Source organism: Mucilaginibacter sp. P4_A11, from assembly GCF_056402535.1.
Window position 1 is genome coordinate 424119 of the sequence record NZ_JBFUHE010000001.1, and the last position, 26491, is coordinate 450609.

At 41.9% G+C, this 26491-nt stretch carries 23 protein-coding genes; 16 read left to right on the forward strand and 7 right to left on the reverse strand.

The genetic code is table 11. The annotated features are described in order from the left end of the window. Positions 1-200 precede the first annotated feature (200 nt). The 3 genes from AC1DUD_RS01925 to hemW form a co-directional block, all read right to left on the reverse strand. Complete coding sequence (locus tag AC1DUD_RS01925; protein ID WP_477370849.1) at positions 201-1082, reverse strand: cupin-like domain-containing protein; 882 nt, start codon at positions 1080-1082, stop codon at positions 201-203. Positions 1083-1352: 270 nt separating this feature from the next. Beyond that, positions 1353-1898: a fasciclin domain-containing protein gene (locus AC1DUD_RS01930; protein WP_477370852.1), complete on the reverse strand. Its 546-nt coding sequence runs from the start codon at positions 1896-1898 to the stop codon at positions 1353-1355. A 114-nt stretch (positions 1899-2012) separates the two neighbouring features. Continuing rightward, complete coding sequence (hemW, locus tag AC1DUD_RS01935; RefSeq protein ID WP_477370856.1) at positions 2013-3134, reverse strand: radical SAM family heme chaperone HemW; 1122 nt, start codon at positions 3132-3134, stop codon at positions 2013-2015. 110 nt (positions 3135-3244) lie between these two features. On the opposite strand from hemW, the gene AC1DUD_RS01940 reads away from it, so the two are divergent. Continuing rightward, positions 3245-3952 carry a hypothetical protein gene (locus AC1DUD_RS01940; protein ID WP_477370859.1) on the forward strand — a complete coding sequence of 236 codons (708 nt, stop codon included), beginning with the start codon at positions 3245-3247 and terminating at the stop codon, positions 3950-3952. A 123-nt stretch (positions 3953-4075) separates the two neighbouring features. Here AC1DUD_RS01940 and AC1DUD_RS01945 read toward each other — a convergent pair whose 3' ends face one another. Next, on the reverse strand, positions 4076-5950 hold the full coding sequence (locus tag AC1DUD_RS01945) for a glycoside hydrolase family 97 protein (RefSeq protein WP_477370862.1): 1875 nt from the start codon (positions 5948-5950) through the stop codon (positions 4076-4078). 486 nt (positions 5951-6436) lie between these two features. Here AC1DUD_RS01945 and AC1DUD_RS01950 point away from each other — a divergent pair, with 486 nt between their 5' ends. From AC1DUD_RS01950 to AC1DUD_RS01990, 9 genes are all read left to right on the forward strand, one after another. Then, positions 6437-7315, forward strand: coding sequence for a DUF4271 domain-containing protein (locus AC1DUD_RS01950; protein WP_477370865.1), 879 nt, complete (start codon positions 6437-6439; stop codon positions 7313-7315). A gap of 18 nt (positions 7316-7333) precedes the next feature. Beyond that, positions 7334-8092, forward strand: coding sequence for a uroporphyrinogen-III synthase (locus AC1DUD_RS01955; protein ID WP_330858655.1), 759 nt, complete (start codon positions 7334-7336; stop codon positions 8090-8092). Positions 8093-8345: 253 nt separating this feature from the next. Further along, complete coding sequence (porK, locus tag AC1DUD_RS01960; RefSeq protein ID WP_477370868.1) at positions 8346-9665, forward strand: T9SS ring complex lipoprotein PorK/GldK; 1320 nt, start codon at positions 8346-8348, stop codon at positions 9663-9665. A gap of 65 nt (positions 9666-9730) precedes the next feature. Continuing rightward, positions 9731-10534 carry a type IX secretion system motor protein PorL/GldL gene (gene porL / locus AC1DUD_RS01965; protein ID WP_477370871.1) on the forward strand — a complete coding sequence of 268 codons (804 nt, stop codon included), beginning with the start codon at positions 9731-9733 and terminating at the stop codon, positions 10532-10534. Between the two features lie 41 nt (positions 10535-10575). Beyond that, a complete protein-coding gene (porM, locus tag AC1DUD_RS01970; protein ID WP_477370874.1) occupies positions 10576-12096 on the forward strand; it encodes a type IX secretion system motor protein PorM/GldM in 1521 nt (506 codons plus the stop codon). A 6-nt stretch (positions 12097-12102) separates the two neighbouring features. Next, positions 12103-13086, forward strand: coding sequence for a type IX secretion system ring subunit PorN/GldN (porN, locus tag AC1DUD_RS01975; protein WP_477370877.1), 984 nt, complete (start codon positions 12103-12105; stop codon positions 13084-13086). A gap of 737 nt (positions 13087-13823) precedes the next feature. Then, positions 13824-13961 carry a hypothetical protein gene (locus AC1DUD_RS01980; protein WP_477370881.1) on the forward strand — a complete coding sequence of 46 codons (138 nt, stop codon included), beginning with the start codon at positions 13824-13826 and terminating at the stop codon, positions 13959-13961. Between the two features lie 373 nt (positions 13962-14334). Next, on the forward strand, positions 14335-14730 hold the full coding sequence (locus tag AC1DUD_RS01985; RefSeq protein WP_477370884.1) for a hypothetical protein: 396 nt from the start codon (positions 14335-14337) through the stop codon (positions 14728-14730). 504 nt (positions 14731-15234) lie between these two features. Continuing rightward, complete coding sequence (locus AC1DUD_RS01990; RefSeq protein WP_477370887.1) at positions 15235-15882, forward strand: DUF1919 domain-containing protein; 648 nt, start codon at positions 15235-15237, stop codon at positions 15880-15882. 63 nt (positions 15883-15945) lie between these two features. On the opposite strand, the gene uvrC is transcribed toward AC1DUD_RS01990, so the two are convergent. The 3 genes from uvrC to porW form a co-directional block, all read right to left on the reverse strand. Then, positions 15946-17757 carry an excinuclease ABC subunit UvrC gene (uvrC, locus tag AC1DUD_RS01995; RefSeq protein ID WP_477370891.1) on the reverse strand — a complete coding sequence of 604 codons (1812 nt, stop codon included), beginning with the start codon at positions 17755-17757 and terminating at the stop codon, positions 15946-15948. 188 nt (positions 17758-17945) lie between these two features. Beyond that, a complete protein-coding gene (locus tag AC1DUD_RS02000; RefSeq protein WP_477370894.1) occupies positions 17946-20210 on the reverse strand; it encodes a transglycosylase domain-containing protein in 2265 nt (754 codons plus the stop codon). A 3-nt stretch (positions 20211-20213) separates the two neighbouring features. After that, the gene (gene porW, locus AC1DUD_RS02005) at positions 20214-23132 is read right to left on the reverse strand and encodes a type IX secretion system periplasmic lipoprotein PorW/SprE (protein WP_477370897.1); all 2919 of its coding nucleotides are present in this window, start codon (positions 23130-23132) and stop codon (positions 20214-20216) included. 117 nt (positions 23133-23249) lie between these two features. Here porW and AC1DUD_RS02010 point away from each other — a divergent pair, with 117 nt between their 5' ends. From AC1DUD_RS02010 to atpH, 6 genes are all read left to right on the forward strand, one after another. Beyond that, positions 23250-23480, forward strand: coding sequence for an AtpZ/AtpI family protein (locus tag AC1DUD_RS02010; RefSeq protein WP_477370901.1), 231 nt, complete (start codon positions 23250-23252; stop codon positions 23478-23480). Between the two features lie 4 nt (positions 23481-23484). After that, complete coding sequence (locus tag AC1DUD_RS02015; protein ID WP_477370904.1) at positions 23485-23865, forward strand: hypothetical protein; 381 nt, start codon at positions 23485-23487, stop codon at positions 23863-23865. A 14-nt stretch (positions 23866-23879) separates the two neighbouring features. Further along, positions 23880-24962, forward strand: a complete 1083-nt coding sequence (atpB, locus tag AC1DUD_RS02020; RefSeq protein WP_477370907.1) for a F0F1 ATP synthase subunit A — start codon at positions 23880-23882, stop codon at positions 24960-24962. A 45-nt stretch (positions 24963-25007) separates the two neighbouring features. After that, the gene (atpE, locus tag AC1DUD_RS02025; protein WP_091171878.1) at positions 25008-25217 is read left to right on the forward strand and encodes an ATP synthase F0 subunit C; all 210 of its coding nucleotides are present in this window, start codon (positions 25008-25010) and stop codon (positions 25215-25217) included. A gap of 98 nt (positions 25218-25315) precedes the next feature. Then, positions 25316-25810 carry a F0F1 ATP synthase subunit B gene (atpF, locus tag AC1DUD_RS02030; protein ID WP_477370912.1) on the forward strand — a complete coding sequence of 165 codons (495 nt, stop codon included), beginning with the start codon at positions 25316-25318 and terminating at the stop codon, positions 25808-25810. Positions 25811-25930: 120 nt separating this feature from the next. After that, entirely contained in the window at positions 25931-26473 is a 543-nt protein-coding gene (gene atpH / locus AC1DUD_RS02035) for an ATP synthase F1 subunit delta (protein WP_477370915.1), read from the forward strand. Positions 26474-26491 lie beyond the last annotated feature (18 nt).

Below are 26491 nucleotides of genomic sequence, written 5' to 3' on the forward strand. Positions count from 1 at the left end.
TTTGCAAGCAAAGCAGCCGGCCGTGGAGACACGGCCTCGGGGGGGGTATTATTCTCCCATGCGCGTGTCCTCACGCGCATTTGCTATATAAGCCGGCCGTGGGGACACGGCCTTCGGGTAATAGATAAAAAAATAGCGATGGATAAAATCCATCGCTATTTAATATCATGATTGAAGACTTAAAACTTGATACTTTCGGCTTAAAAAGGTTTCCCCGCGGCCAGTTCGCGGTTTGCCCATTTAACAGCAAGGCCTTCACGGTATTTGGCATATTTGCCTTTGAACATCATTTTTAGCGCGCTGTCAACCCCGCCTTTAATAGCCAGGTTGTACAAACTTGCCGCTTTACGGCTGATACTTGCATCCCAGGCACGCAGGCTTAGTGAGTATGAACCATCAACGTATTTCATCCAGTGCCAGTAACCGGTAGGCATAAACAGGGTGTCACCATGTTCAAGGAAAACCTCAATGCCTTCTACGCCATCGAGCGCCGGGAATTTTTTAACATCAGGGTTTAGTACATCATAATCCTCCAAAGCATAGGTAGCATTTGGAATACAGTATAAACGGCGTTTCCATTTGTTCTCAAATAGGATCACATGTTTGCGGCCACCAAAGTGGGTATGAAAAATATGCGGAAGATCGATATCGTAGTGCAAAAAGGTAACCGAGTTTGAACCACCGAAGAACATGGCAGGCATGCTCTCCAAGAAACCACCCATCAGGTCTTTTGGCAATACAATATCATCTAATAGCTGTGGTGCTTGTTTGAATATATTAAAGAAAAAGATCCTTAACTCGGTTGGTTTATTGCGGATTAGATCGATATACTCATCAAAAGGCATTTCGGTTGCCGATGAATTGATAGGCTTTGACGGATCGGCCTTTGAGTTATCATACAGTGGCACCACTTTATTGCCAACAACCTGTTTTAAATATTCGGGAGTCCATTTTTCGCGGGCAGGCCAGCTTTTGGTAAGCCCTTTGATAACCAGTGGGCGACGAGGGTCTAAATAATTCTTCTTAAAGTCTTCGGGAGAAATATTTTCAACCGTATCGATCGGGTTAAGAATGAAGCACATATATAGTTTTATTACTTTAGGGGAGTTACGCCAATTTTAAAATAAAGTTACAGTATTGTTTCCTACTTATTTAAAAGCATTCAAAATAACGAAATAAACCCCAAAGTAGTATAACTATATCGCAATATTATGGCCTGCCGGCAGTAAGTAGATTGTTGGCGCCTCGAATATCCTGAGTTTATATTGCCCTTTTTTAAGCGCGTTTTCATTATGTTTTCAAGCTTGCGCTATATACAGCTGCAATCCACGCACCGCTTATCGCCAACCGGATCAATTAGGCATCAACACAGCATTCACCACATGGATAATGCCGTTGCTTTGTGCGACATCGGCAATAGTGATCCATGATTTGCCGCCTTTTTCATCAACCAGGTACAATTTTGCCCCCTGCGACATTACAGTAATAGTACCGCCGCTTAAGGTATTCAACTCGGTTTTACCCTTGCCTTCCTTCACTTTAGTTAACAAATCGGCCGAGCTCAGTTTACCCGGGATAACATGGTAAGTTAAAGTTTTGATCAGACTTGCTTTGTTGGCTGGTTTTAACAGGTTATCAACAGCACCGGCAGGTAATTTCGCAAAAGCCTCATTGGTAGGTGCAAATACAGTATAAGGCCCTGCGCCTGATAGTGTTGGCGCCAGGCCTGCCGCTTTTACAGCAGCTACAAGTGTGGTGTGATCTTTTGAGCCCGATGCGTTTTGTACAATGTTTTTAGCAGCCGACATAACCGCGCCACCAACTGTTTTTTGGGCATAAGCTTTTGGAGCAGCGACAAAAGCCAGTAATGCAAAAGCCGCGATGATTAGTTTTTTCATAATTTATAATAGTCAGGATAAAGTACCATTTAAAGATACGATTAGTAAAGCTAAACAGATCTAACGATCATTTTGCTTTGTAACAATGTATTGACTGTTACCAGGCAAATAGGTTTAAAAGAATAAACCTGCCGCAATATTATCAGCATATAGTTTACCCGTTGCACTAAGATAAATAACATTATCCTTTTGAATGATCCATTCCCTGTCGAAATATTCGGCGGCAGCTTTTGATAATTCATCAGATGCCCCTTTGGCTATCTGGTTAAGTTTAGCCAGATCAAGCCCCCAAATGGTACGTAATGAGGTCATGATATATTCATTCAGGCGGTTCGCTTCGGTTAATTCCTCGGTTTCTGCCTGTAGTTTTCCGGTTTCGAGTGCCTGCATGTATTTGGCGTTATTGGCTACGTTCCATTGCCGGGTATCACCATTATAAGAGTGCGCCGATGGGCCGATGCCTAAATATTTTACACCTTTCCAGTAATTGGAGTTGTGGCGCGAATACTGGCCGGGGTTGCAAAAATTGGAGATCTCATAGTGTTCAAAGCCATGTGCCTGCATGGTATCCATCAATACCATAAACTGTTCGGCGCTTTGGTGCTCGTTCATGGGCGGCTGCTTTTTTTTGCTGATGAAAGCCGCCAGCGCGGTTTGTGGCTCCACGGTCATCGAGTAGGTGGATACATGCGGAATGTTAAGTTCAAACATCTTATCCAGGTTTTGCTTCCATTTTGTGTCGCTGAGCATAGGGTAGCCATAAATCAGGTCGGCCGTGATATTTTCAAAGCCGGCATCCTGGGCGCGCTTTACCGATGATTCTGCTTCCTGCCCGCGATGTACACGGTTCATCCAAACCAGGTCCTCATCAAAAAATGATTGAATACCTATGCTGAAGCGGTTAACCGGTGTTTGTCTCAGCGCTTTGAGTTTATCCGGTTTCAGATCATCAGGGTTAGCTTCTAAAGTTATTTCGGCTGTAGATGACACGGTGTGCAATTCGGTAATGGTGTTGATGATTTGGCTGATCTCATCTCCATCCAAAACAGAAGGGGTGCCTCCGCCAAAGTAAATAGTTTCGATGGTTTCGCCGTTGAGATAGCTTTTTTGCAGTTTGATCTCGCTGACCAAAGCATGCAGCATTTCGTCCTTGTATTTTAATGATGTGCTGAAATGGAAATCGCAATAATGGCAAGCCTGCTTGCAAAAGGGAATATGTATGTAGATGCCTGCCATGCGGCAAAGGTAATGCAATTATCTTTTCTGAATAAAACAGGTATTTGTAATAACCGGGATTGAAGGGATATCTTCGTTACGCTATCTTTAGCTACCAATTATACAGGATCATGAAATTTAAATGCATTATTTTTTTAATCATCTCCCTGCTGTACGCCGTTGTAGCTAATAGTCAGCAAGCAGGTAAAACAATCCAGGTTAATATCAATAAGCTGTTTAACGCCCGTCCGGTAACTACGGTTACCGATGGCAAACTCCAAAGCTGGGTTATAGGTATCGACGGAGGAGGGAAGGGCGATGGCTACTTAACAATGGCCGCCGCATTATTAAACGGAGATAAAACACCACATGCCCTGGCTGATGATCCGCTGATACCTGCAAATCCGTCTCATCCAACAATATTGCTCCATTACAAAAATGGCGACAAGGGTAACCAAACCCGTAACATAGCTGGTGCAGATAGCTTCAGCTTTGAAGTACCCCATGAAAAATATTCAGGTTTCTATCTGAGCCTTACCAGCTCTGAGGGGGAGTCGCAATTGAATATTACGCTAACCTATGCCGATGGCTATGAGATCAAAGATTTTACCGTGCCCGATTATTATAATGATATCCCCGAAGGTGATGCTAACCTGAGTTACGCAGTACATGATCTGGCTAAATGGGGGCATGGAAATAAAATGACTGAAAGCGATCATCATAACATCGATGTGTTGAATATCCACCCCGACCGCAAGCGGACTCTTAAAAGAGTTACCGTAAAAAAAGAAAAAGCCGGCTACCTGGTATTTTGGGCTGCTACTGGTGTTACGGAGTAAAGTACTTTTAACTGGTGATGTCTTTTGTATCAATTACGCATTCTTATAAAAAAGAAGTGCCTAACATGGCCTGGCATGTGGGCATGCTCTATGCACGCCACATGTCATATAACGCCTTGTTTATTACAACATAGCTACAAAGCCACCTCCGGGCGATAGTTTTATAGTAAGCGTGTCTTTGGGATTGACTAATCTTTCTTCACGGTGACTAGACGCATTGGTATCTGCTCCGTCATATATCAGTACCCCTTTTGTTGCGCGCTGCAGAAAGTTTAGAGGAACTTTGATTTCATGTGCATCGGCACCATTCATTACGCCAATCCACCAGGTGTTTCCTTTTCTGCGTGCATAAGCAACAATTTTCCCCATTTGGGTGCAGCTTAAAACTTTTGTCTCATCCCAGGTTGTAGGTATCTGTTGAAATAAATCAAACATCGGGCTCTCCAGGTAAAATTTATATTCATCCGCGAAATGCGTAATAGGAGAAAGATATACAATGGATTGAGCAAACTCATGGGCCCAGGTAAATTTTTGCGATGTAAGTTGTTCCTGGTTAAGTATTACAGGAGTAAAATCTGCCGCGCCTGCTGTAAAACGCGTAAACGGCACAGATACATCATGGTCTAACGGTGCAACTCTTTTATACCGTGTCATATGATATTCATTCCCCCTAACTGCCTCCCTTGTGATATCCATAGGGTAGGTTCTTGTCAATCCGGTTGGTTTTACGCTTCCATGAAAATTGAGCATCAGTTTAAGGTCTGCGCAATCTTGCATGGTACCCATGTACCATTGCATAATGGAAGATGTTGCATAGGGGATAAAATCGATCTTAATACCTGTCGCTCCCAAATCTTTGATTCGCTTTAGATACGCATAGCGTGCCGCCGCCGATCTCATTTCTTTAGAATCAACCCAAACAATTGATCTTACGCCAACACTTTTTCCGTATGATATCACATCTCCCAAAAGCTGCCATTGATCTTTACCCGGCTCGCTCCAATTTCGCCACCCGTCATCCACCAAATAATATTCCCAATTTAATTTAGCCGCCGCATCATACCAACTTTTTTGGTCGGCAAACTTGGGGGCGCCAACGCTCCACCATTGCCATAAACAACGGCCTGGCATTACCCAACTAAAGTCGCTGTCTTTTTGCGGTGCCGGGCACAGATTCGTGAGCAGGTCTGAGTTTACAAGCTCAGTTAAATTTGCGGCTATGATGGTTGTTCTCCAGGGAGATACTTTTTGCTTTTCATAAATACCTTTAAGTACAGCATGTCTGGCACTACTGTCCGGTTGTACTTCCCATCCGTTAGGTGCAAAGGGGAAATTTGCTTGAAAAGAGTTTTCATGACGTATAAAAGACATGTCTGAAAAGTCTTCGCAATCTGCTTCTGAAACGGATGCAAAAAGGCCATTCACATTAAAAGTTAAGGGGCCCATTATTGGCGTATTTTGGGGAACAGACGGCAACGTGGTTACATGGCTTAAGCCTTCATAACTTTCGCTATAATCCGACCATGCAATCTGCGCTACTTTTCCGGAAAATTTCCATGAGGTTGAGTCTGCGTCGACGTGTTTTGTATGATAAGGGATTGTGTAACGTACAGCTATACCATCATTATAAGCGCGTACAATCAAGTTGAATTTCTTCTCGGCCGTTATTAACGGAATTGTGGTCTCATTGGCTTCATTATGTGCCATTTTGTGCGAGCCATTGATATTATAAATTTCCTTGATCTTTTTATTTGAAGGGGTGCCGGCAAATTTGGTTTCAACACCCAGGTCGGTACCATCAACAGTTAAACCCAAGCGAGACGGGGCTATCAGCATTGCATTATTAACTGCTGCTTTATATAGCAATTTGCCTTTTGAAATGAATATGCTGACATTAATTTGCCTATTGGGGCTGCTAACTATAATGGTGTTTTGCAGGGCATATCCTTTGTAAGATAAACACAGGGTTAATAACAATAATCGGGTGCTTATTTTCATAATTTACACTTTTTGGCATTTAAATTAACTATGCAAAATTTAAATGTTCCTGATCGGCATTTGGGTTAATTGTTTAATTATTGGTTTTGATCTCAACGCAGATTATTTGACCATTAGGTTGTTAATAATCTTTAGGTTTAGCTAAAATTTTCCATCAATTTGTTAGAAGGTTACCTATAGCAGCTTATGTAACAACAAATATATTTTGCCAACTTCTATTCCGATTGTATTAATTAGACTTTTTTTTATAAGAATCCGACCTTTAATAAGAAACACAGGATTAACCTTCTAAATAATTTCAAAAAAATATTAATTCATAAAATTCTGGTTAAGATAATTACCCTACTTTTGCAAAAAATAATAAGCCCCGTTTAAGCTTTGAGAATCCGTTTGGTTATTTGGTGTTGCCTGCTGTTTTTGTTGAATGGTGCTGCTGCTTTTGCGCAACAAGATTCAACGGTGGCTGATACGCCTTTAAAATCACCTGTGCGTAGTTTTAGACCGGGCAACTCAGTGCTTGATTCGGTGGCTAACGCCATGCAAAACAGGGATAAATTTATTGCCGACTCTGTTGCCATGCGATACCTCAGGGCGCCTGATGCCGCCATGCGTGCAGCATATGCCGACAGCGTTTTTGCCCGCGAATTGTATCATGGTTATGGCTTTTTGGATCTTCATTCAAGGTCAAAAAGCCGGGTAATGGAAGGTCATAATCGCCCTTCGCGTGATCCCTGGGTTATTGTGATCATTATTGCTATGCTGTTATATACAGCTATCCTTAACCTTGCCCTGAGCAAAGATGTAAGCAACGTGTTCACTTCTTTTTACAGTAAACGTGTGCTTTCAATAGCCGGTAAAGAAGAGAGCCCCGTTAGCTCCTGGGCTTTCCTGGGTTTGTTTTTATTATTTTGTGCTACGTTCAGTTTGTTTTTATATCAGCTGGCCGCATACAAAGGCGTTTATTATAAAATTGCAGGAAGCGGCCTGTTTACTTTTCTTACCATTGTAATTATAGTATTATTTTCACTCAAGTTTTTAATACTCAAGTTTTTAGGGTTTGTGTTTGATATTAATAAACTGGTGAGCGAATACCTCAATATCCTTCATCTTACCTATTTTAACATCGCGTTTGCTTTTTTGCCGGTGATTATTTGCTTCAGCCTGCTTGGGGCCCAATATATCCCGGTATTACTAATCGCAACACTCATTATAATTATCGTAATTTTTATATGGCAATACATCAGGAGCAGCGTAAATATAATTTCTACCTTTCGATTTCATAAGTTTTATTTATTTACGTATCTTTGTGCCCTCGAAATTTGCCCTGTTTTGATTTTAATAAAGGCATTGAATATTAAAATTTAGGTTATTAAAAGCACTGAATTGGAAGATAGAAAGAAAAAGGTTAAAAGCATACTGGTTACTTTGCCTAAGCCCGAAAATGATAAAAATCCTTATGCCGAGCTGGCTAAAAAGCTTAACCTGAAAATTGATTTCAGATCATTTATTCATGTTGAAGGCGTGCCCGCAAAGGATTTCAGAAAAGAGAAGATCAACCTGGCTGATTTTAGCGCAGTAATCTTTACCAGTCGTAATTCGGCCGATCATTTTTTTCGCATATGCGAGGAAATGCGTTTTGAGGTGCCGGTTGAAATGAAATACTTTTGTCTTTCAGAAACCATTGCGCTATATCTTCAAAAGTATATCCAATACCGTAAGCGTAAGATATTTTTTGGCAAGCAAACCGCTGCCGATCTTGCGGAGGTATTGAAAAAGCATTCGTCCGAAAAATTCCTTTACCCTTGCTCGGATGTTGCTGCTGAAGAAACCCAGCGCTTTTTGCTGGAGAACGGATATAACTTTACACCCGCGGTACTTTTTCGTACTGTTTGCAGCGATCTTTCTGATCTTGCCGATGTGTTTTATGATGTTATTGCATTTTTTAGCCCGTCAAGTATACAGTCGTTGTATAAAAACTTTCCCGACTTTAAACAAAACAACACCCGCATTGCCGCCTTTGGTGCAACTACCCATAAGGCTGTGCTTGAGGCCGATTTGATTTTGGATATACCCGCTCCAACCCCTGGCGCGCCATCAATGACCATGGCTATTGAGCAATATGTAAAGCTTGTGAACAAATAAATTAGAAATTTATTTAACCCGGCTGCAACTTTTTGCAGTATTTGCCCGTATAACCGCTAACTAATTGTCATATTAACAATTGGTTAGCGGTTTGTTAATTATATGGCGTTTTGTGCTGTATTGATAAGATAAGTATACAGTTTATCGATTCATAGGGGCAAAATATCGTTTTTTATAGCTTACATTGAGTAAAATGTAATATATTCGGGCGTCGCATTGTGTTATAGTTATATAACTGATTTTGAATTGTAAAATGAAGCAGATATACTTTTTAATAGTTGTTTTAGCAGGTGGTGTATTAAGTGGTTGTGGCCGCGGAGGCGGTGACAGGGGTGAGGTTGTAGGTGTACCTGCAAGATCGTTCAGGGCCGAAGTCCCTTATGGCATGGTTTATATTCCGGGTGGCAGTTTCCTTATGGGGCAAACCGATCAGGACGTAACATTTGCCCAGATAGCGCAAACTAAACAGGTTACGATTTCGCCGTTTTTTATGGATCAAACCGAAACCACAAATAGCCAGTATAAGATGTTTGTGAACTGGGTGCGCGATTCGATAGCTATTACCAGCTATATAAATGATAACAAATACTTTATTCAGCCAAAAGGCGGTGCGGGTAACAACAATGCTGGTGGTAAAAGATTTATCAACTGGGATTTTGTAAAGAAAAACCCTATCTGGAGCGACAAAAAAGGCCAGGCAAACAACACTCAGAAATTACAAGGTATGTACTATCAGGGCGATGACCGTGTGTTTGACCGTAACGAGGTTGATGTGCGCTTGCTTAAATATAACTACGCGTTGTTTACCCTGCGCGATGCCGCCGATCATCATAACGATAAAACCAAACGTCGTTCTGACTTCATTTTGCGCGATACAGTTGCGGTGTATCCTGACACTCTGGTTTGGCTGAGTGATTTTTCATATGCAGCCAATGAACCAATGGTTGAAGGTTATTTTTCACACCCCGCTTTTCGTAACTACCCTGTAGTTGGTGTTACCTGGAGGCAGGCGAGGGCTTACACCGTATGGCGTACCCGTTATAATGATGCTTATAAAGATAAGCGCCACTTACCGCACCGTGCACCTTACAACCTGCCAACTGAAGCGGAGTTTGAATACGCTGCCCGCGGCGGAAGGATCGGCACCGATTATCCATGGGGTGGCCCGTACATAAAAAATGCTAAAGGCTGTCTGCTGGCAAACTTTAAGCCTGGTCGCGGTAATTATACTGATGATGGCGGCCCTTATACTGTGGCTGTTCGTTCATATTTTCCTAACGATTACGGTTTGTATAATATGGCAGGCAACGTGGCCGAGTGGACATTATCTGCTTTTGACGAATCGGCATCAACATTTGTGCATGATCTTGCGCCAACCTTTAATTACGAAGCCAAATCAACCGATCCCGAAGTGCTGAAACGTAAAGTTGTGCGCGGCGGTTCATGGAAAGATATAGGATATTTTCTTCAAAATTCTACCCGTTCTTATGAATACCAGGATACCGCAAAATCATACATCGGTTTCCGTTGCGTGACCCACTATCTGGGCCGCGATATTACAGACAAACGCTAATTTATATTAGTTAAGGCAAGTAACAATCAAATCAAAAAATAAAAAAAAGTTATTTCTGAATTATTATGGCTGGAAAGAAAAAACCATTCGGAATTGGGAACGTAATATCATTGGGTGCAACCGTAGTAATTATCGGTTTGTTGTTTAAAATACAACACTGGAAATTTGCCTCTGAGTTTATTACATTGGGCTTGGGTACAGAAGCGGTACTATTCTTTTTATTGGGTTTACAGAGGGATGAAAAGGAAATTGACTGGGTACGCGTATATCCTGAATTAAGTGAGGATTTTCAGGGCGAACTTCCCAAAATAACTGTAAGAGGCGGTGGCAGTAATGCAGGGCCGTCAACAACTGCTGCTTTGGATAAAATGATGGAAGATGCTAAAATTGGCCCTGATCTGGTTCGCAGCCTGGGTGATGGTTTACGCACATTTGGCGATAAAGTAGCCGCTATATCACGCGTTACAGACGCTGGCGAAGCTACTATAGCTTTTACTGCTAAAGTTAAAGATGCAACAGCAAGTTATGATAAGTTGAGCAATTCGTTTGAAAAGGCATCGGCTAACTTAACCGAAATGGCTAATTCAAATATTGATTCAAAGGCTTACCATGACCAGGTTAACCAATTGGCTAAAAACCTTTCTGCACTGAACGCAGTTTACGAACTTGAATTACAGGATTCAAGCGCGCACTTAAAATCAATGAATAAATTTTACCAGAACCTTGCACTCACCATGAACAACTTTAATGAATCAATGGATGATTCAAAACAGTTTAAGGAAGAGGTAGGTCGTTTGGCTAAAAACCTGTCATCATTAAACGCCATTTATGGTAACATGCTTACTGCCATGAACCAGCCGCGCGTTTAATTATAATTAATTGATTGATTACCAGAAAAGATTTATAATAGATGGCCGGAGGTAAGGAAACCCCAAGACAGCGAATGATAGGTATACTATACCTGGTATTATTGGGCCTCATAGCCCTTAATGTGCCGGATAGTTTACTTGACGCTTTCAAAAATATAACGCGAAGCCTGGATGCATCCAGAACAAATGTCACTACCAGTTTACAAACTACTTACAGTGCTTTTGAGGCTACCAAATTAAAAGAACAGCCCGAAAAAGCACAAGAATTACTTAAAAGAGCAAGAGAAGCCAGCAAAACTGCCGATGAGTTGAATGCCTACGTTGAAGAACTAAAAGCAGAATTAATTAAAAAAGGCGGCGGCATTAACCCCGAGATAGATGATATTGAAGCCAGAGATAATCTGGATATATCTCCGGAGGTAATGATCAACAATAAAAAAGCGGATGTTTTAAAAGAGAAGATAGAATCAACCCGGGCTAAATTAATGTCAATTTTAGGGCCTAAAGATAGCGTTGGGGTGAATTTTTCCTTGAACGCAATTAACCCTCCAAAGCGTCCGGGAATTCCTTCAAAAACCTGGCAACAGGCTTATTTTGGCGATGGTATTCCGTTGGGTGCAGCAATTACGACCCTTGCAAAAATACAAACCGACAATAAGAATGCTGAGAATGAGGTTGTCAAAAAAATATTAGGCAAAATTGACCAGGCGCAGGTTACCTTAAATCAATTTAAGGCTGTTGCGGTTGCACCAAGCAGCTATGTAATAGCTGGTCAGCAATATAAAGCTGAAATATTTTTAACTGCGTATGACCAAAATTCAAATCCATCAATTACTGTAGGTGGGTCGTCGATTCCAACATCTAATGGTGTGGGTACCTATACAACTACCGCAAGTGGCGAGGGTTTACATACCTGGACTGGTCAATTAAGTGTTAAACAGGTTGAGGGTCCACCGAAAACGTATCCTATTACGGCGTCTTATATGGTTGCAAGGCCATCAGCAGTAGTTTCTCCTGATAAAATGAACGTACTTTATATTGGTGTACCTAACCCGATCTCAGTATCGGCGCCGGGTGTTCCAACCGGAAGCATCAACCTAAGGATGAGCAGTGGCTCATTAAGCGGATCAGGCGGTCATTACACTGCTACGGTAAGCAGCATTGGTAAAGCGACGCTTACTGTTACCGGCGAAAAAGGTATGGTACTGGGTTCAACAGAGTTCCGTATCAAACGGATCCCCGACCCTAAACCACAGTTTGCAGGTAAAAGCGGTGGTAACACCAGCTCGGCCAATATCAAAGCACAAGACAGGCTTTTTGCCCAGTTAGATAACTTTGACTTTGATGCTAAATTTAATGTAACGCACTTTACTATGCTGGTTGTAAAACCACGCCAGGATGCTATTATCTTATCAGGTTCGGGCGGTGAGTTAACCGGCGCTATGCACAGTGCTTTAAATACAGTTACCCCAGGAACTACGGTTATATTCAAGGATATCATCGCGGTAGGCCCTGACCATTCACCGCGGTCACTTGACCCGATTGTATTATCCGCAAATTAAAGGCGTATGAAAAAGAGAATTTTAGTTGTTATCCTGTGTCTTGCTTGTGTAAGTGCTTATGCACAGAAAAAGCGTACTAAAAGGCCGCCGGCAAAAAAAACAACCACAGCAAGAACAAAACAAACAGCACAGAAACCTGTACAGGTTCAACCGGATAACGTTACCAGCCAGCAGCCGCTTGATACAGCACGTAAAATTGCTGCAAAGCCTTTTGACAGGCCGCTTGATGGGTACTACAAAAGAAGCAACATCATCAATGCTAAGGTAACTCCCTATCCTAATTTGCGTGAAAATGATGTGGCGTTTGCAAAACGTGTTTGGCGTGAAATTGATGTTCGCGAGAAGATGAACCAATACCTGGCTTCGCCGAAAGGCCGTTTAATCGACGTGCTGCTTGATGCCATTAGCAGGGGTGAGCTTACAGCTTATGACCCAACACCGGGCAAAAAAGATGATCCGGGAGGCGACGGTTTCACTACACCTTTAACAGGTGCTCAGGCCCGCGGTCGTTTAGCATCTGACAGCAGCGTGGTTGAAAAACGCGACAAGGACAATAACGTTATATCATCAAGCCTTGTTGCAGGCGAATTTAACCCTGATAGCGTACTTAAGTTCCGCATTAAAGAAGATTGGATTTTTGATAAACAACGTTCGGTATTTGAGCCACGCATTATAGGTATTGCCCCATTGATTAAGCCAAAAGGAACCGGTACACTTGATGTGGATTATCAGCCTGCTTTTTGGGTATATTTCCCTGAAGCGCGCCCTATACTTGCAACCAAAGAGGTTGTTAGCCGTAGCAGCGATGCCACCGGCCTAAGCTTCGATGATGTATTTATCAAACGCATCTTTACCAGTTATATCGTAAAAGAAAGTAACGACAAAGATGAACGTATAAAAGACTATGCTCAGGGTATCGATAAGCTTTACGAATCGGAAAGGATCAAAAAATCCCTTCTTGATTGGGAACTTAACCTTTGGCAGTACTAATAGATTAAGATTAAACGAGATTTTATAAAACAGGCGATGAATTTTCATCGCCTGTTTTGTTTTATATGCCTGTTAAGGTTTATCATGATTCCTAAGAGCAATCAGTTATGTTGAGTTTAAAGTCCGGCGGGCTCTGAAGGTGAAATGCCATCTTCACCACGTCATTGCGAGTAACCATCAGGGAAATCCTGAAAAAAATCGTGATGACGTGCAACATATATTTTAGCGATGTTGTGCGGGGGCCGCGTTAGGGATTGCAGTGTAAAGCCCACAGCGTGTATAGGGAGTGCGGGCAGGAAAGGCGAGGACTTGTAACGGAAAGCCCGGGCCGCAGGCAACGCCCATGTTATAAAATTGATCAAAAAACATACTTAATAATCAACAACTTACGATCGTGTCATTATAAGGTACGAAGCAATTCCCAACAGGGAGGTAACGGTCTTTGTTCTATGGATTTATTTCGTCGCGCTCTTGGCCGCGCTGGGCCAGGTACTTTTGTCTTGATACAAAAGTACCCAAAAAATCAAGTCAGCAGATAGGCTTCTTTGCGCACAGGCCTTTGCCCTGCAAATCGGACAGAACCACGGGCTGCAATTATTTTGCCCTGCTTCGCACCCACTCAGCCGAACTTCTGCAAAAACTTGCTATACCCTTTCCCGCGCTTAAGGCCTCCATTGTTCTGCCCGCTTTCGCCCGAAGCTTACCTGCTGACGGGAACATTTTTTATTTATTATGTCATGGGTAGGTACGAAGGATCTTCTTCAATGAGCATAGCCGCTGTACAGGGCGAAGAAGATGCTTCGTACCTCAGCATGACAGAAGGACAAAGTCATTTTTCCCCTTCAAAGTCCCTGGATTTTACCTACTCAGCATGATTCTATTTTAACTATGTCATGTTGAACTTGTTTCAACACTCCACGTACTAAGCAACCATGCTAAGCAAATCGGCTACTTGTCCCGTGGAGTGCCGAAGCAAGTTCGGCGCAACGCTGCTGAGTATTTTATATGCGAATTTCATCTTCCGCCTGACCAATTGCTTAAACCATTCTACCAACTCCCCCTAAATTTCGACCAACGCCTAAAATGTGGGTAAATAGTGCATTTTTAGGGTTTGCAGAGAGCTTTCGGGGCTTTGTCTATTTATATCAACAGCTGGTATAACACTTTTTAGCGATCAAAATATATGTTGTTCATTTGATCATTGAAAACAACAACACAACATATTTAAGACATTAAAACCTTACGATCATGAAAACCTCAATAAAATTATCAGCCTTATTTGTATTATTAACTGCAGGTGTATTTGCTACTACAGTAGCCAAAGCCGACGAAGGTAAAATAGATGTTACCCCTAAAGCCAAAGAAGTTGTAAGCTTTAAAGCCCTTGACCACGACCGCGGTATTAAAGTTGACTTTGTTAAATCAGAAAGCGGAAAATCAATTGTAAAAGTTTACAATAAAAACAACGAGCTTTTGTTGAAAGACCTTGTACCGAGCAAAACTGACGTAAGCAAAGGTTATGTGTTAACCGGTTTGGAAGATGGTGAATACACTATGGAAATCACTACAAACAACCAGGTAGTTAAAAAATCAATCCACGTTTACCAGGATGGCGATCAAAAATCATTCTATATAGCCCAGTAAGAAAATTACTCTCCACCATATAAAGAAGGCCTGGTTCATTGAACCGGGCCTTTGTGTTTCAGTATAAATTGTGGAAAAGAGGATTAATTCAATTTTGCTTCCGCCCCTGCGTTAAAATAATGTAAGTGCGCAGCAGTATATCAGGAGATTCATTGTTCCCGGATATTATGATGAATTGAAAAATATCCGCAAACTTAAACATATTTGACACTGCTCTTATACAACTTGTTAGTGGACAGCAAGAGCGCTTTTATGTCTATCGTTTTTTTAATTGGATATCATTTTGAAAACAGGGTAATCAATTACTTTTAACTTCTTAAAAGCGAGTGACGTAAATATCTTATTTTTGCTTTTCAGGCATGTCTTATTTAAAATTGATTTTTTCTTATCAACCAGATCATCTTTTCAGGGTTAATGATACCTATAAACCTTAAAATTAATTGGTCTTTAAGTTTTTGAAGAGGGATTATAGATAAAATAATAACTGACGATTGATATTTAACTATGATATTTAAATTAATTAAAGTATTAGAAAATAGAGTTATTGAACCAGTTTATAGGTCGCTTAAAAAAAGACAGAATCATAACACTGATTTTACTATTTTTTCGAATGACTGTTGGGGCGGTGGTATTTACGAAGAGTTAAATTTGAAATATTTAACTCCAACTGTAGGGCTTTTCTTTTACTCGCCATGCTACATTAAGCTAATCCAAAATTTTCAGGTTTATATGAGCAAAGAGATAACCTTCATTAAAAAATCCAAATACAATATTGGCTCCGTGGCATATCCTATAGGGCTTATTGACGATGTGGAGATTCATTTTCTTCATTATAAAAATGAAAAGGAAGCGAGAGATAATTGGAACAGAAGAAAAGCCAGAATTAATTATAGCAATCTGTATTTTAAATTTTCCGACCTTAATCTTTGTACGCCAGAATTAGCTCTGGAATTTGACAACTTAGATTTCAAAAACAAAATATTTTTTTACGCAAATGAGCATTATAAAAATATAAAGTGTGGGGTTCGGCTAAAACGTTATAGGAGTAAAAAATCGATAGGCGATATTTATACAAATAAATGGGGATATAGATTTGACTTTGACCCGGTTAAATGGCTGAATAAAAATGACGTTTTAAATAATGTAAGTTAAGGACAAGGTTATGAGAGGATCCTGTCGTTTCGAGAGACAGGAGAATCAATTGTTTTTAACCACTTAAACCGCACTTGCGTTAAAATATGCCAGCATCGCTTTGGCCTGTTTTAGGTTTACTACTTCAAGCAGCGTTTCCTCATTAGCTTCACGTATTTTTTTTACCGATTTGAAGTATTTAAGGAGCTTTTCGGCTGTGGTTTTACCTATACCATCTATTAGTTCAAGTTCCGTTACCAGTGTGCCCTGGTCGCGTTTTTTGCGGTGAAAGGTGATGCCAAAACGGTGGGCTTCATCGCGCAGGTGCTGGATTACTTTAAGGGTTTCCGATTTTTTGTCGAGGTACATCGGATACTGGTCATTAGGGTAATAAAGTTCCTCCAGGCGTTTGGCAATGCCTATTACGGTTACCTTTTTATCAATACCCAATAACTTAAGGCTATGCATGGCCGATGATAACTGGCCCTTGCCTCCGTCAATCACGATCAGTTGTGGTAATTCTGTTCCTTCGTCCAACAAACGTCGGTAACGGCGGTGTACAGCTTCCTCCATCGTGGCAAAGTCGTTGGGACCCTCAACAGTTTTAACGTTGAAGTGGCGATAATCTTTTTTCGAAGGTTTACCATCTTTAAATACCACAATGGCAGATACCGGGTATTTGCCCTGGAAGTTAGAGTTATCGAAACATTCAATATGGCGCGGGAGCTGGTTCATACGCAGGTCTTTCATCATCTGCGTAAGCAGGCGCTCGGTACGGATCTCGGGGTTTAGCTTTTCGTATTGATCTATCTTTTCCTTTTTAAAGAATTGCACATTCTTTTGCGAAAGATCAAGCAGCTTGCGTTTCTCGCCGAGTTTGGGTACCGTGAATTTGATGTTTGGATGATCCTCAAGGTCAATATCAAAGGGCACGATGATTTCCTTGCTGTCGCTGCTGTAACGGCTCCTGAACTCGGATATGGCCAGTGTAAGCAATTCTTCGTCGCTTTCATCCAGTCGTTTTTTAAGCTCGATGGTTTGCGTTTGGATAATGGTGCCGTTCATTACTTTAAGAAAATTGACGAAAGCAATTTTCTCTTCCGATGCAATACTGAACACATCCACATCGGTAATAGACGAGTTAACAACGGTTGACTTGCTCTGATAATTTTCCAACAATTCAAACTTGCGTTTAAGGCGGTGGGCATGCTCAAAGTTCATTTCCATGACAGCGGCTTCCATCTCGCTTTTTAATCTACGAAGCACAGCACCTATTTTGCCATTCAGGATATCTTTGATCTCTTCAATACTGTTATCGTAGTCAGTTTCGGTCTGGTAGTTTTGGCAGGGGCCTTTGCAGTTACCCAGCTGGTATTCCAAACAAACCTTAAATTTACCCTTATCAATATTTTCGCGGGTGAGCTGCAGGTTGCAGGTACGCAGGGGATAAGTTTCTTTGATAAGGCCCAAAATGTTGTGCATCATGCTCACGGATGCATAGGGGCCAAGGTATTTGGAGCCATCTTTTACGATACGGCGTGTCCAGAAAATGCGCGGGTAATTTTCGTTCTTAATGATGATCCACGGGTAGGTTTTATCATCCTTAAGCATTACGTTGTAGCGCGGCTGATGCTTCTTGATCATGCTGTTTTCCAGCAGCCAGGCATCAACCTCGGTATCAACAATAGTAAAAGTTATAGCACGGATCTTGGATACAAGTACCCGTGTTTTGGCATTGATGTGGATATCCTGATTAAAGTACGACCCGACACGGTTACGCAAATCCTTGGCCTTGCCAATATATATCAGTTCCTGCTCACTATCCCAGTATTGATAAACCCCGGGTTTGTGAGGGATGTTTTTTAAAGCACTTTTATAGTCAAATTTCTCACTCACTGGATCACAGGTTTTAATGAAAACGCCATTGCGAATTTGAAATATGTCATTGCGAGGAGGAACGACGAAGCAATCGCATACTATACAGAGCAGCTATGCTTCTGTGCGGTTGCCACGCTTCGCTCGCAATGACATATTTTAGATTCGCAATGACGGTTGGAGATATCCTCCTGATTAAACAAAAATAATTAAAATCCCAATTTCTTATCCACTTCAGTAGTTCCCTGTTGTTGCTGGTTGTAGGCTCCACAATCCAGTATGATACTTACACCATTTGCAGGGGCATCAAAGTCAACATTCTTTTTAATGCCTAATGCCTGGTTAGCGTATACCTTTTTCATGTACATGGCAAATATCGGCAGGGCACTGTTGGCTCCTTCGCCAAGGCGGGTGCTTTGGAAAGCAATATCGCGGTCCTCGCAGCCTGTCCATAAGCCGGTAACCAGTTGTGGAGTTATACCAATAAACCAGCCGTCAGAGTTGTTTTGGGTTGTACCGGTTTTACCGCCGATAGGATTGCGTAAACCGTATTTGTAAGTTAACCTTGAGCCGGTGCCATCTTCAATAACGCCTTTAAGCATATAGGTCATTACATAGGCCGTTTGCGGGTTCATGGCCTGTACTACGCGTGGGGTGTGGGTGTACAGCACGTTCCCGTTTTTATCTTCGATGCGTAAAATATAAGTAGGCTCTGTCCACAAGCCATGGTTGGCAAAAGCAGAGTATGCGGCTGTCATCTCAAAAACGGAAGCATCAAATGTACCAAGGCAAATTGATGGATAAGGCGGAACGGCGCTGGTGATGCCCATCTTCTTGATCAGATCTACAACAGGCTCAGGCTTTACTTCGCCCATAACGTGGGCAGTAACCCAGTTTTGTGAATGTGCCAATGCCTGCCTTAAAGTAATAAAGCCCGGCAAAGTTTCAGATGGTGATGAGCGGGGACACCATGGCGCACCGTAACCACGGATGGTATCGGGTACATTATTGATCTTCATGCAAGGCGAGTAGCCATTATCAATAGCCACAGCATAAGTAAACGGTTTGGCTGTTGAACCTACCTGGCGTGTACCGTTCTTTACCTGATCATACTTAAAGTGTTCAAAGTTGGTACCACCAACCCAGGCCTTTACATAACCGGTTGTTGGATCCATACTCATGAGCGCGTTACGTAAAAGCATTTTACAGTAAATGATGGAGTCCATTGGGCGCATCATTGTATCGATATTCCCATGCCAGGTAAACAGGTTAAGCATTGTTTTGGTCTTGAAGTTTTCTTCAATCTCCTCATCAGATTTTTCCTGTTGTTTCAGTTGCTTGTACCTGTCCGACTTTTGCATCCCCTGGTCAAGCAAAAATTTAAAGTTATGAATGCTTTTGTACAGGTTACGTCCGCGCCAGTGATCATTAAATTGAGCTTGCAGATCTTTCATGTACTCCCGTTGTGCATCCTCAGCATACTGCTGCATAGTAGCATCAATAGTAGTATATATTTTTAAGCCGTCGCGGTCAAGATCGTAAGGCGAACCATCAGGGCGGTTGATGTTCTGTTCCTTAAAGATCTTTTGAAGCTCCTTTTTTAGTACTGAACGGAAGTAAGGGGCCAAACCGTCAAAATGGTTGTTCTGGTGAAAATCTAAACCAAGTGGTTTCTGTTTAAACTCTTCCACCTGGCCATCGCTCAGATATTTTTGCTCGCCCATACGATTAAGTACCAGGTTGCGTCTTTTGAGTGCATTGTCCGGGTGGCGAATGGGCGAATAAATACCGGGACCGTTAACCATACCTATTAACAACGCAGCCTGATCGGGTGTTAATTTATCAGGTGTAGTATTAAAATAAGTACGTGCTGCCGACTTGATGCCATACGTATTATAAGCACCAAAATCAACCGTGTTCAGGTACATGGTCAGGATCTCTTCTTTGGTATAATGGCGTTCAAGCTTAACGGCGGTAACCCATTCCTGTAACTTTTGGATTATACGTTTAAACGGATTGGCCGATCTTTCAGAAAAAAGGTTAAGTGCCAGCTGCTGTGTTATGGTACTGCCGCCCTGTTTTTGTCCGATGAGCAAATGGGCGAATATGGTAAAGCTTCGGCCAAAGTCAATGCCCGAGTGATCATAAAAGCGTTTATCTTCCGTAGCGACCAAAGCATTGATCACGTTTGGCGATAGCTCACGGTAAGTAACGTTTGAGCGGTTTTGAATATAATAAGTGCCCAATACCTGCTTATCAGACGAGATGATCTCTGTAGCCTGGTTGCTCTTAGGGTTTTCCAGATCGCGGAAAGATGGCAGCTGACCGAACACATCAAAAATGGTGAGTGTTATCATGATAACCACGAAGGCAAAAAGGGCTATCACGATACGCCATATGTACCAGTTGTATCGTCTTATATCTGCGGGCTGGAGTTGATTCTTCGAGTTAAACCTTGTGTTAGTGGTTCTCATTTTTTAATAAAATTTCTGGTAGTAGTCAAAATAACTATCCAATATACTTTGGGTTGCTAATTTATCCAGATTTTCTTTGGTAATGATAAAAAAGCTGTATTTATCCCTTGGCACCTTCATAATATCAGGAAGCAGGGGTATAATGGTGCGTGCATAATCTTTAGCATCGGCAAGGCTGTTAAAACGGCCAACATATATCAACTGGTTATTATCACCAATGCTTTTTACATGGTGAATAACTTCGCTGCGGGTATATCGCGTACGGTTAAACTGCCCTACACCAAAACGTGTTGAGGCCAGATTAGTTGTACCGCTGGCTACATTTATCACAAAGTAATAATTACTGCTGTCGCGTTTACTGAATATATAATTTACAGCCGGCGCGTTGCTGATCACTGCCGGACGCACAGCGGCCACCGTATCTATTTGTTTTGGTACAGGCTGCGCTGAAATATCCCGTGATGTATCGGGCATTTTATGCTGCGGCAAAGGAATTTGTATGGTGGCAAGCTGCTTGGGCTGTTGAGTTACCGCCTGCTGAATTTGAGGTGCTGATGTTTTTGCCCCGGCTATTTCGCGCGTATCACGTTCGGGCAGGCGTTGCTGCGGGGTTACGTTTTGAGCAGTTGGGGTGTATGGCGGCCGGTATTCTGTTTGTTTTTGGTAAGCTACCGGCGGCGTGAATGGGATTTCGTTAGGATCATCATTAAACAATACCACCGGGCGGGCCGCTATCTCGGCTTTGTTCGAATCGATATAGGCCAGGTGCTGGTTAACCAGCGGGGCGATAAGCTTATCCTGTGGATATTTTGAGGCGATGAGCTGTAAGTCGGCCTGGAAAGGAGCGAGCTTTTCCATATGCCCTGCGGCGATGGCCTTCAGGTAATAAAGCTGGGCAGCATACCGGTTGCTGGGATATTTATTGAGCAGATCGTTTGCCTTGTCAATCACCTGTGTGTATTGCCTTTGAGCATACAGGTCGTACACCTGGTTATAAAACCCATTAAACTCGGCATCTACGTCGGCCAGCTTACGCGCATAATCAGGATCGAGAATAACTTTTGCAAATACACTTTCGGGATATTCTTTCAGAAGCCTGTTTTTATAGTCATTTGATTTTGTCGCGTCGATATCAGCGTAAAGCCTGTACAGGTTGTAATAGATAGAAGGCTTATCACTACTTTGAGGGAAACGGGCAAGTAAAGTTTCATAAGTGGCTATGGCTTCCTTTTTATCCCCGAGTACATCGCGATAAAAATTTGCCATTTCAAAATAGGCGTTATAGATCCTGAAATTTGATTGCTGAAGCAAGGCAGGTGTAAGGGGCAGGTTTTTAACGATATCCTGCCTGTAAGTGCCTGCTGATACATTGGTACTATTATAGGCAACACTGCCAACGGGTGCATCAGGGTCATTAACCTGCGAGCCGATGCCAGTATTAGCTGTTGGTATGCCAGTATTTGACCGCCTGCTGCGTCGCCAGTTATCTTCAAGCTTGCGATTTCCCCATAAACGCTTAAAGTCATTATACCCCTGGCTTACAGCGCTGCTATTGTAGAAGTAAAAAGTATTGCCGCTGTTTTTGTTGGAAGAAGATGAGTTGTTGTTTCTGTCGAAGCCGTTTGACATAACGCCGTTATTGGCACTGGCTGCTCCGGCGCTGGCTGCCAAAGCGGCTTGTTGCTGCAGGCGTGTTTTGCGGGCTACCATTTCGTCTATACGGGCGTCGCGGGTTTTCTCATCGAGGGCCGCAAGCATTTGCAGGGTATCCTCGCGCGATATGGTTTCGAGCAGGCGGGTGAGGATCTGCAGGTTATCGGCCTTTTTGCGGATGATCTGGTATCCCGGGTAATTTAACGACAGGTTATTGAGGGTGCTATCATAGTAAAGCTTCGCGCTTGCATAATCGGCCTTGTTTTTAAAGTTGATATCGGCAATGCGCAGGTAGGAAAGCCCTTTTTGGTTTTGATTTTTAGTGCTTACCCTTACCGATTTTTTATAGCTTTTCAGGGCGTTGTCGATTTCTCCTGCTTTAAATTGCTGCTCAGCAATCTGGTAATATACCTGGTCGAAAAAATCAGTATTGTCGCTGTTTTTAAGCAAGGCACGCAGCAGATCGATCTTATTTGCCTTAACGCCATTTTGATTGTCGTGGATGCGGATCCGGTTAAGGTTGGCATTAAAAGCCATTTCAAAGCTGGCGTTGCTTTTAACTATGCGGGTATAGCTTTCGTAGGCGTCGTCCGGTTTTAGGTTAAGCTCCTGTAACTGGCCCAGGATGAAAGTCCAGCGGAGTTTAAGGTTACTGATATAGCTGTATTTAATAGCCAGTTTAGCCATCTCTTCGGCTTCGGCGTAATTTTGGGTGATGATGTCGTATTGCAGCTTAGTAGCGTAAACATCGGCAGTAATATTTTTTTTAGGGTTGATATCCTTTACGGCCGAATCAATTACCAGTTTGGCCAAAGGCAATTGGTTAAGGTACATGAGTCCGCGGGTTTTCCATACCAAAGCTTCCTGTTTAAGGTTGGCCTGTTTGCCAAATGAGCGGGTTACATAATTAAAGTATTCAACAGCATCAAAATAATTGGCTTGCAGGTAGCGGGATTTGCCCAGCACCAGGTAGGCATCACCCAGATAATGGCTTTGCTCTTTAATGCTGATGATCTTGTTGGCTTTTATAATGGCTTCTTCTAAATCCTTATCAGGTGTGCCGGTTTGTGCAGTAGTATCGGGATATACATTTAACAATTCACTATAAGCATCAGGAAATGAGGTTGCATAGCTTTCCTGCTTAAGCCTTAAAATTTCATTGGCATTAAATAATATATTGTAATGTGCAGTTAGGTTTTGCATGGTGCGGTTAAAGCCACTTTGCTTTTCAAGCGAGCAACCGGCCGCTACCAGTATAAGAGCAGACAATAAAAAAATGCCGATGTTTGATTTATAGGGTAGTAATAATCGCCTCAATGCAATACGATAGTTAAAAAGCCTTGCTAAAATACTAAAGATTATGCAATAGGTTTAATAAATTTGCGCATGCCCAAAAATGAACAAAATAACGAGGAGGATGCAGGTAAGCAAGTTAGCGACTACGCTAAGTTTACCGGTATCGCGTTCCAGATGATCGTGGTTATCGGTATTTGTGCTTTCGCAGGTTATAAAATTGACGAAAGTGCCGGACATAAAGTGAAGTGGGTTACTGCCGCACTTTCACTTGCCGGTGTGTTTATTGCATTATTCCTTGTTATACGATCTGTAAAAAACTAAAAAATTGCTGCGAGTTATCTTTTCTTTTATCCTGTTTGTATTTATCACGGCAATCCCCCCGGTTTTGCTTAATTATACCGGCCATGCCAACTGGCTTGTGCCGCGCTTCTGGCTCATCTTTTTTTTTATATCGATGCTTACATTTATCACCGTTTTTCTGGTGAATTTTGTGGGTAAGATCAACTATTCGTTGTACACTCAAACCTTCCTTGCGGCTACTACCGTCAAGATTTTAGCGGCAATGTTTTTCGCTTTGTTTTTTCTGATGAAGGTGAAGCCTAACAACGGGATTTTTCTGGCCAATTTTTTTTACGTTTATTTCTTAAACATAGCCTTTGAAATTTACGGTTTGTTGTGTACCTTGCGCAACCAAAAATTAAAGTAAAAAACTCTCTGCTAATGGATTTTAGGCCTGTTTTGAACTCAAAAAAAATCACCTTAGGTATCGTTTTAAGCGTTTTTTCGCTGTTTATATCTGTAAAGGCGTCTGCTTTACAAGAAAAAACCCCCGCTGAGTCTGCCACCGAAACAAAGGAAGAAGCCAAATTTGATCCGACTGAAACCATTATGGAGCATATTTCGGATTCGCATTATTTCCACATCGGTGGAAAACTTGCGATGCCGCTTCCGGTAATACTTTACACTGATAAAGGACTTGAAGTTTTCATGTCGTCGGTGTTTGAAGAAGGTGAAAAAATTCACGAAGGTAAATACCACAAATACGCCCTTGTGCATGATAAAATAAAGGCAGTAACCGGCGAAGATAAAACAGAAGATACTACAGCTAAAGTTTTCGATCTGTCGATCACTAAAAACGTAGTTTCGATGTTATTATCGATGGCGATATTGCTTCTTGTTTTTCTGAGTGTAGCTTCAAGTTACAAAAAACGTGTTGGTAAAGCACCAAAGGGCTTGCAATCGTTCCTGGAACCGGTTATTTTATTTGTGCGTGACGAGATCGCGTTGCCTAATATCGGTTATAAATATGCGCGATTTATGCCGTTGTTATTAACCGTGTTCTTTTTTATCCTGATCAATAACCTGATCGGTTTGGTGCCGTTTTTTCCGGGTGGCTCAAACCTTACCGGTAATATCGCTGTAACATTCGTGCTTTCGGTGATTACCTTGCTGGTAGTTAACCTTAACGGTAACAAGCATTACTGGGCGCATATTTTTGTGCCAAGTTCTGTGCCGGTTTGGTTGTGGCCATTATGGTGGGTTGTTGAGATATTGGGTATCTTTTCAAAACCATTCGCGTTAATGATTCGTTTGTTTGCGAACATTACTGCCGGTCACATTATTGTGCTTAGCTTAATATCGCTGATATTCGTGTTTAAGTCTGTGGCTATCGCGCCTGTATCTGTAGCCTTCGTGGTGTTTATGGATGTGCTTGAATTGTTGGTAGCCATGTTGCAGGCATTCATCTTTACCTTGCTTACCGCCTTGTTTATTGGTACTGCCATCGAGGAGCACCATCATTAATTAGTAAATAACTATAATATATATTAACATTTTAAATTTAAAATCATGATTGGAAGTATTGCAGCATTAGGTGCAGGTTTAGCGGTAATCGGTGCTGGTATCGGTATCGGTCAGGTTGGTGGTAAAGCCATGGAAGGTATATCACGTCAGCCAGAAGCTGCTTCAAAAATCCAAACTGCCATGATCATCGCTGCAGCTCTTATTGAAGGTGCTGCTCTGTTCGGTGTGGTAGTATCATTCCTGGGCTTACGTTAGTCAGCTCAAAAAAATTAAGAATCGTCGCCGGAGCGGTTGGCCCCGGGGCGGTTCTTATTAAAATGTTTTATTAAAGTAGAAAAAGAGATCAATATAAAATGAATCCATTAGTTACCCCGGAATTAGGTTTAGTTGTTTGGACTACAGTAGCTTTCGCTTTTCTGTTTTTTATATTAGCTAAGTTTGCCTGGAAACCCATCATGGCCGCCATTGGCGAGCGTGAACGTTCAATTGAAGATGCTTTATTAAAAGCGGAAGCTGCTAAAGAAGAAATGAGCCGTTTAACCAATGAAAACGAATCATTGATTAAACAAGCCCGTGCCGAGCGCGACCTGATATTATCTGAAGCCCGTAAAGCAAAAGAGCAAATAGTATTAGATGCTAAAGAAATAGCACACAAAGAAGGCGCACGTATGATTGAGCTTGCCCGTGTTGAAATTAACAATCAAAAAGCTATCGCTTTAGCTGATGTTAAAAATCAGGTTGCTACCTTATCATTAGAGATTGCTGAGAAGATCCTTCGCAAGCAATTTGAAGATCAGCAGCAGCAGGACGAACTGGTAAGCCAGTTGTTAAAAGAAGTGAAGTTATAAGATTTCGGATTTGGAATGTAGGATCTCGGATTTAGTCCGGGTATTCGCTGACCAGTTTAAAAGCCGAAATTCAAAATAAAAATTCCGAAATCGAAAATTCGAAATCCGAAATAAAAAAACATGTCAGAAATAACGGTAGCAACCAGGTACGCCAAATCGATCATTGATCTTGCACAGGAACAAGGAATTGTTCCGGAGATCAAAGCCGATATGGACCTTTTCTTAAAAACCCTGAAGGGCAGCCCCGAACTGGTAGCAGTATTGGCTAATCCTATTATATCTCACTCAAAAAAGGTTAAAATCCTTGACGAGATATTTTTAAATAAGGTTAACAAAACTACACTCGCTTTCTTTAAGCTAATGGTTAACAAAGGCCGCGGCGAGGTATTATACTTTACTGCCGGCGAGTACATTAACCAGTACAACGTTAAAAACCACATCACCAAAGCCAATGTTACATCGGCTACGGAACTTTCTGCAGCTAATAAAGCAATCCTGATTGCAGAGTTACAGCAGAGCATTGGCGGTACCGTTGTATTAGATGCTAAGGTTGATCCGGCGCTGATAGGCGGTTTTGTTTTAACCGTTGGTGATAGGCAGGTTGATACCAGCATTGCTGCAAGCCTGAAGAAATTGAAAAAGGAATTTGCTGTTCAAGCATAATTAATAAGTATTAAAAGT

What these genes read in the sequence shown, in the direction of transcription:
- AC1DUD_RS01925 (WP_477370849.1), bottom strand. Translation starts at nt 1,082, where the DNA reads ATGTGCTTCATTCTTAACCCGATCGATACGGTTGAAAATATTTCTCCC.
- AC1DUD_RS01930 (WP_477370852.1), bottom strand. Translation starts at nt 1,898, where the DNA reads ATGAAAAAACTAATCATCGCGGCTTTTGCATTACTGGCTTTTGTCGCT.
- hemW (WP_477370856.1), bottom strand. Translation starts at nt 3,134, where the DNA reads ATGGCAGGCATCTACATACATATTCCCTTTTGCAAGCAGGCTTGCCAT.
- AC1DUD_RS01940 (WP_477370859.1), top strand. Translation starts at nt 3,245, where the DNA reads ATGAAATTTAAATGCATTATTTTTTTAATCATCTCCCTGCTGTACGCC.
- AC1DUD_RS01945 (WP_477370862.1), bottom strand. Translation starts at nt 5,950, where the DNA reads ATGAAAATAAGCACCCGATTATTGTTATTAACCCTGTGTTTATCTTAC.
- porK (WP_477370868.1), top strand. Translation starts at nt 8,346, where the DNA reads ATGAAGCAGATATACTTTTTAATAGTTGTTTTAGCAGGTGGTGTATTA.
- porL (WP_477370871.1), top strand. Translation starts at nt 9,731, where the DNA reads ATGGCTGGAAAGAAAAAACCATTCGGAATTGGGAACGTAATATCATTG.
- porM (WP_477370874.1), top strand. Translation starts at nt 10,576, where the DNA reads ATGGCCGGAGGTAAGGAAACCCCAAGACAGCGAATGATAGGTATACTA.
- porN (WP_477370877.1), top strand. Translation starts at nt 12,103, where the DNA reads ATGAAAAAGAGAATTTTAGTTGTTATCCTGTGTCTTGCTTGTGTAAGT.
- AC1DUD_RS01980 (WP_477370881.1), top strand. Translation starts at nt 13,824, where the DNA reads ATGGGTAGGTACGAAGGATCTTCTTCAATGAGCATAGCCGCTGTACAG.
- AC1DUD_RS01985 (WP_477370884.1), top strand. Translation starts at nt 14,335, where the DNA reads ATGAAAACCTCAATAAAATTATCAGCCTTATTTGTATTATTAACTGCA.
- AC1DUD_RS01990 (WP_477370887.1), top strand. Translation starts at nt 15,235, where the DNA reads ATGATATTTAAATTAATTAAAGTATTAGAAAATAGAGTTATTGAACCA.
- AC1DUD_RS02000 (WP_477370894.1), bottom strand. Translation starts at nt 20,210, where the DNA reads ATGAGAACCACTAACACAAGGTTTAACTCGAAGAATCAACTCCAGCCC.
- AC1DUD_RS02010 (WP_477370901.1), top strand. Translation starts at nt 23,250, where the DNA reads ATGCCCAAAAATGAACAAAATAACGAGGAGGATGCAGGTAAGCAAGTT.
- atpB (WP_477370907.1), top strand. Translation starts at nt 23,880, where the DNA reads ATGGATTTTAGGCCTGTTTTGAACTCAAAAAAAATCACCTTAGGTATC.
- atpE (WP_091171878.1), top strand. Translation starts at nt 25,008, where the DNA reads ATGATTGGAAGTATTGCAGCATTAGGTGCAGGTTTAGCGGTAATCGGT.
- atpF (WP_477370912.1), top strand. Translation starts at nt 25,316, where the DNA reads ATGAATCCATTAGTTACCCCGGAATTAGGTTTAGTTGTTTGGACTACA.
- atpH (WP_477370915.1), top strand. Translation starts at nt 25,931, where the DNA reads ATGTCAGAAATAACGGTAGCAACCAGGTACGCCAAATCGATCATTGAT.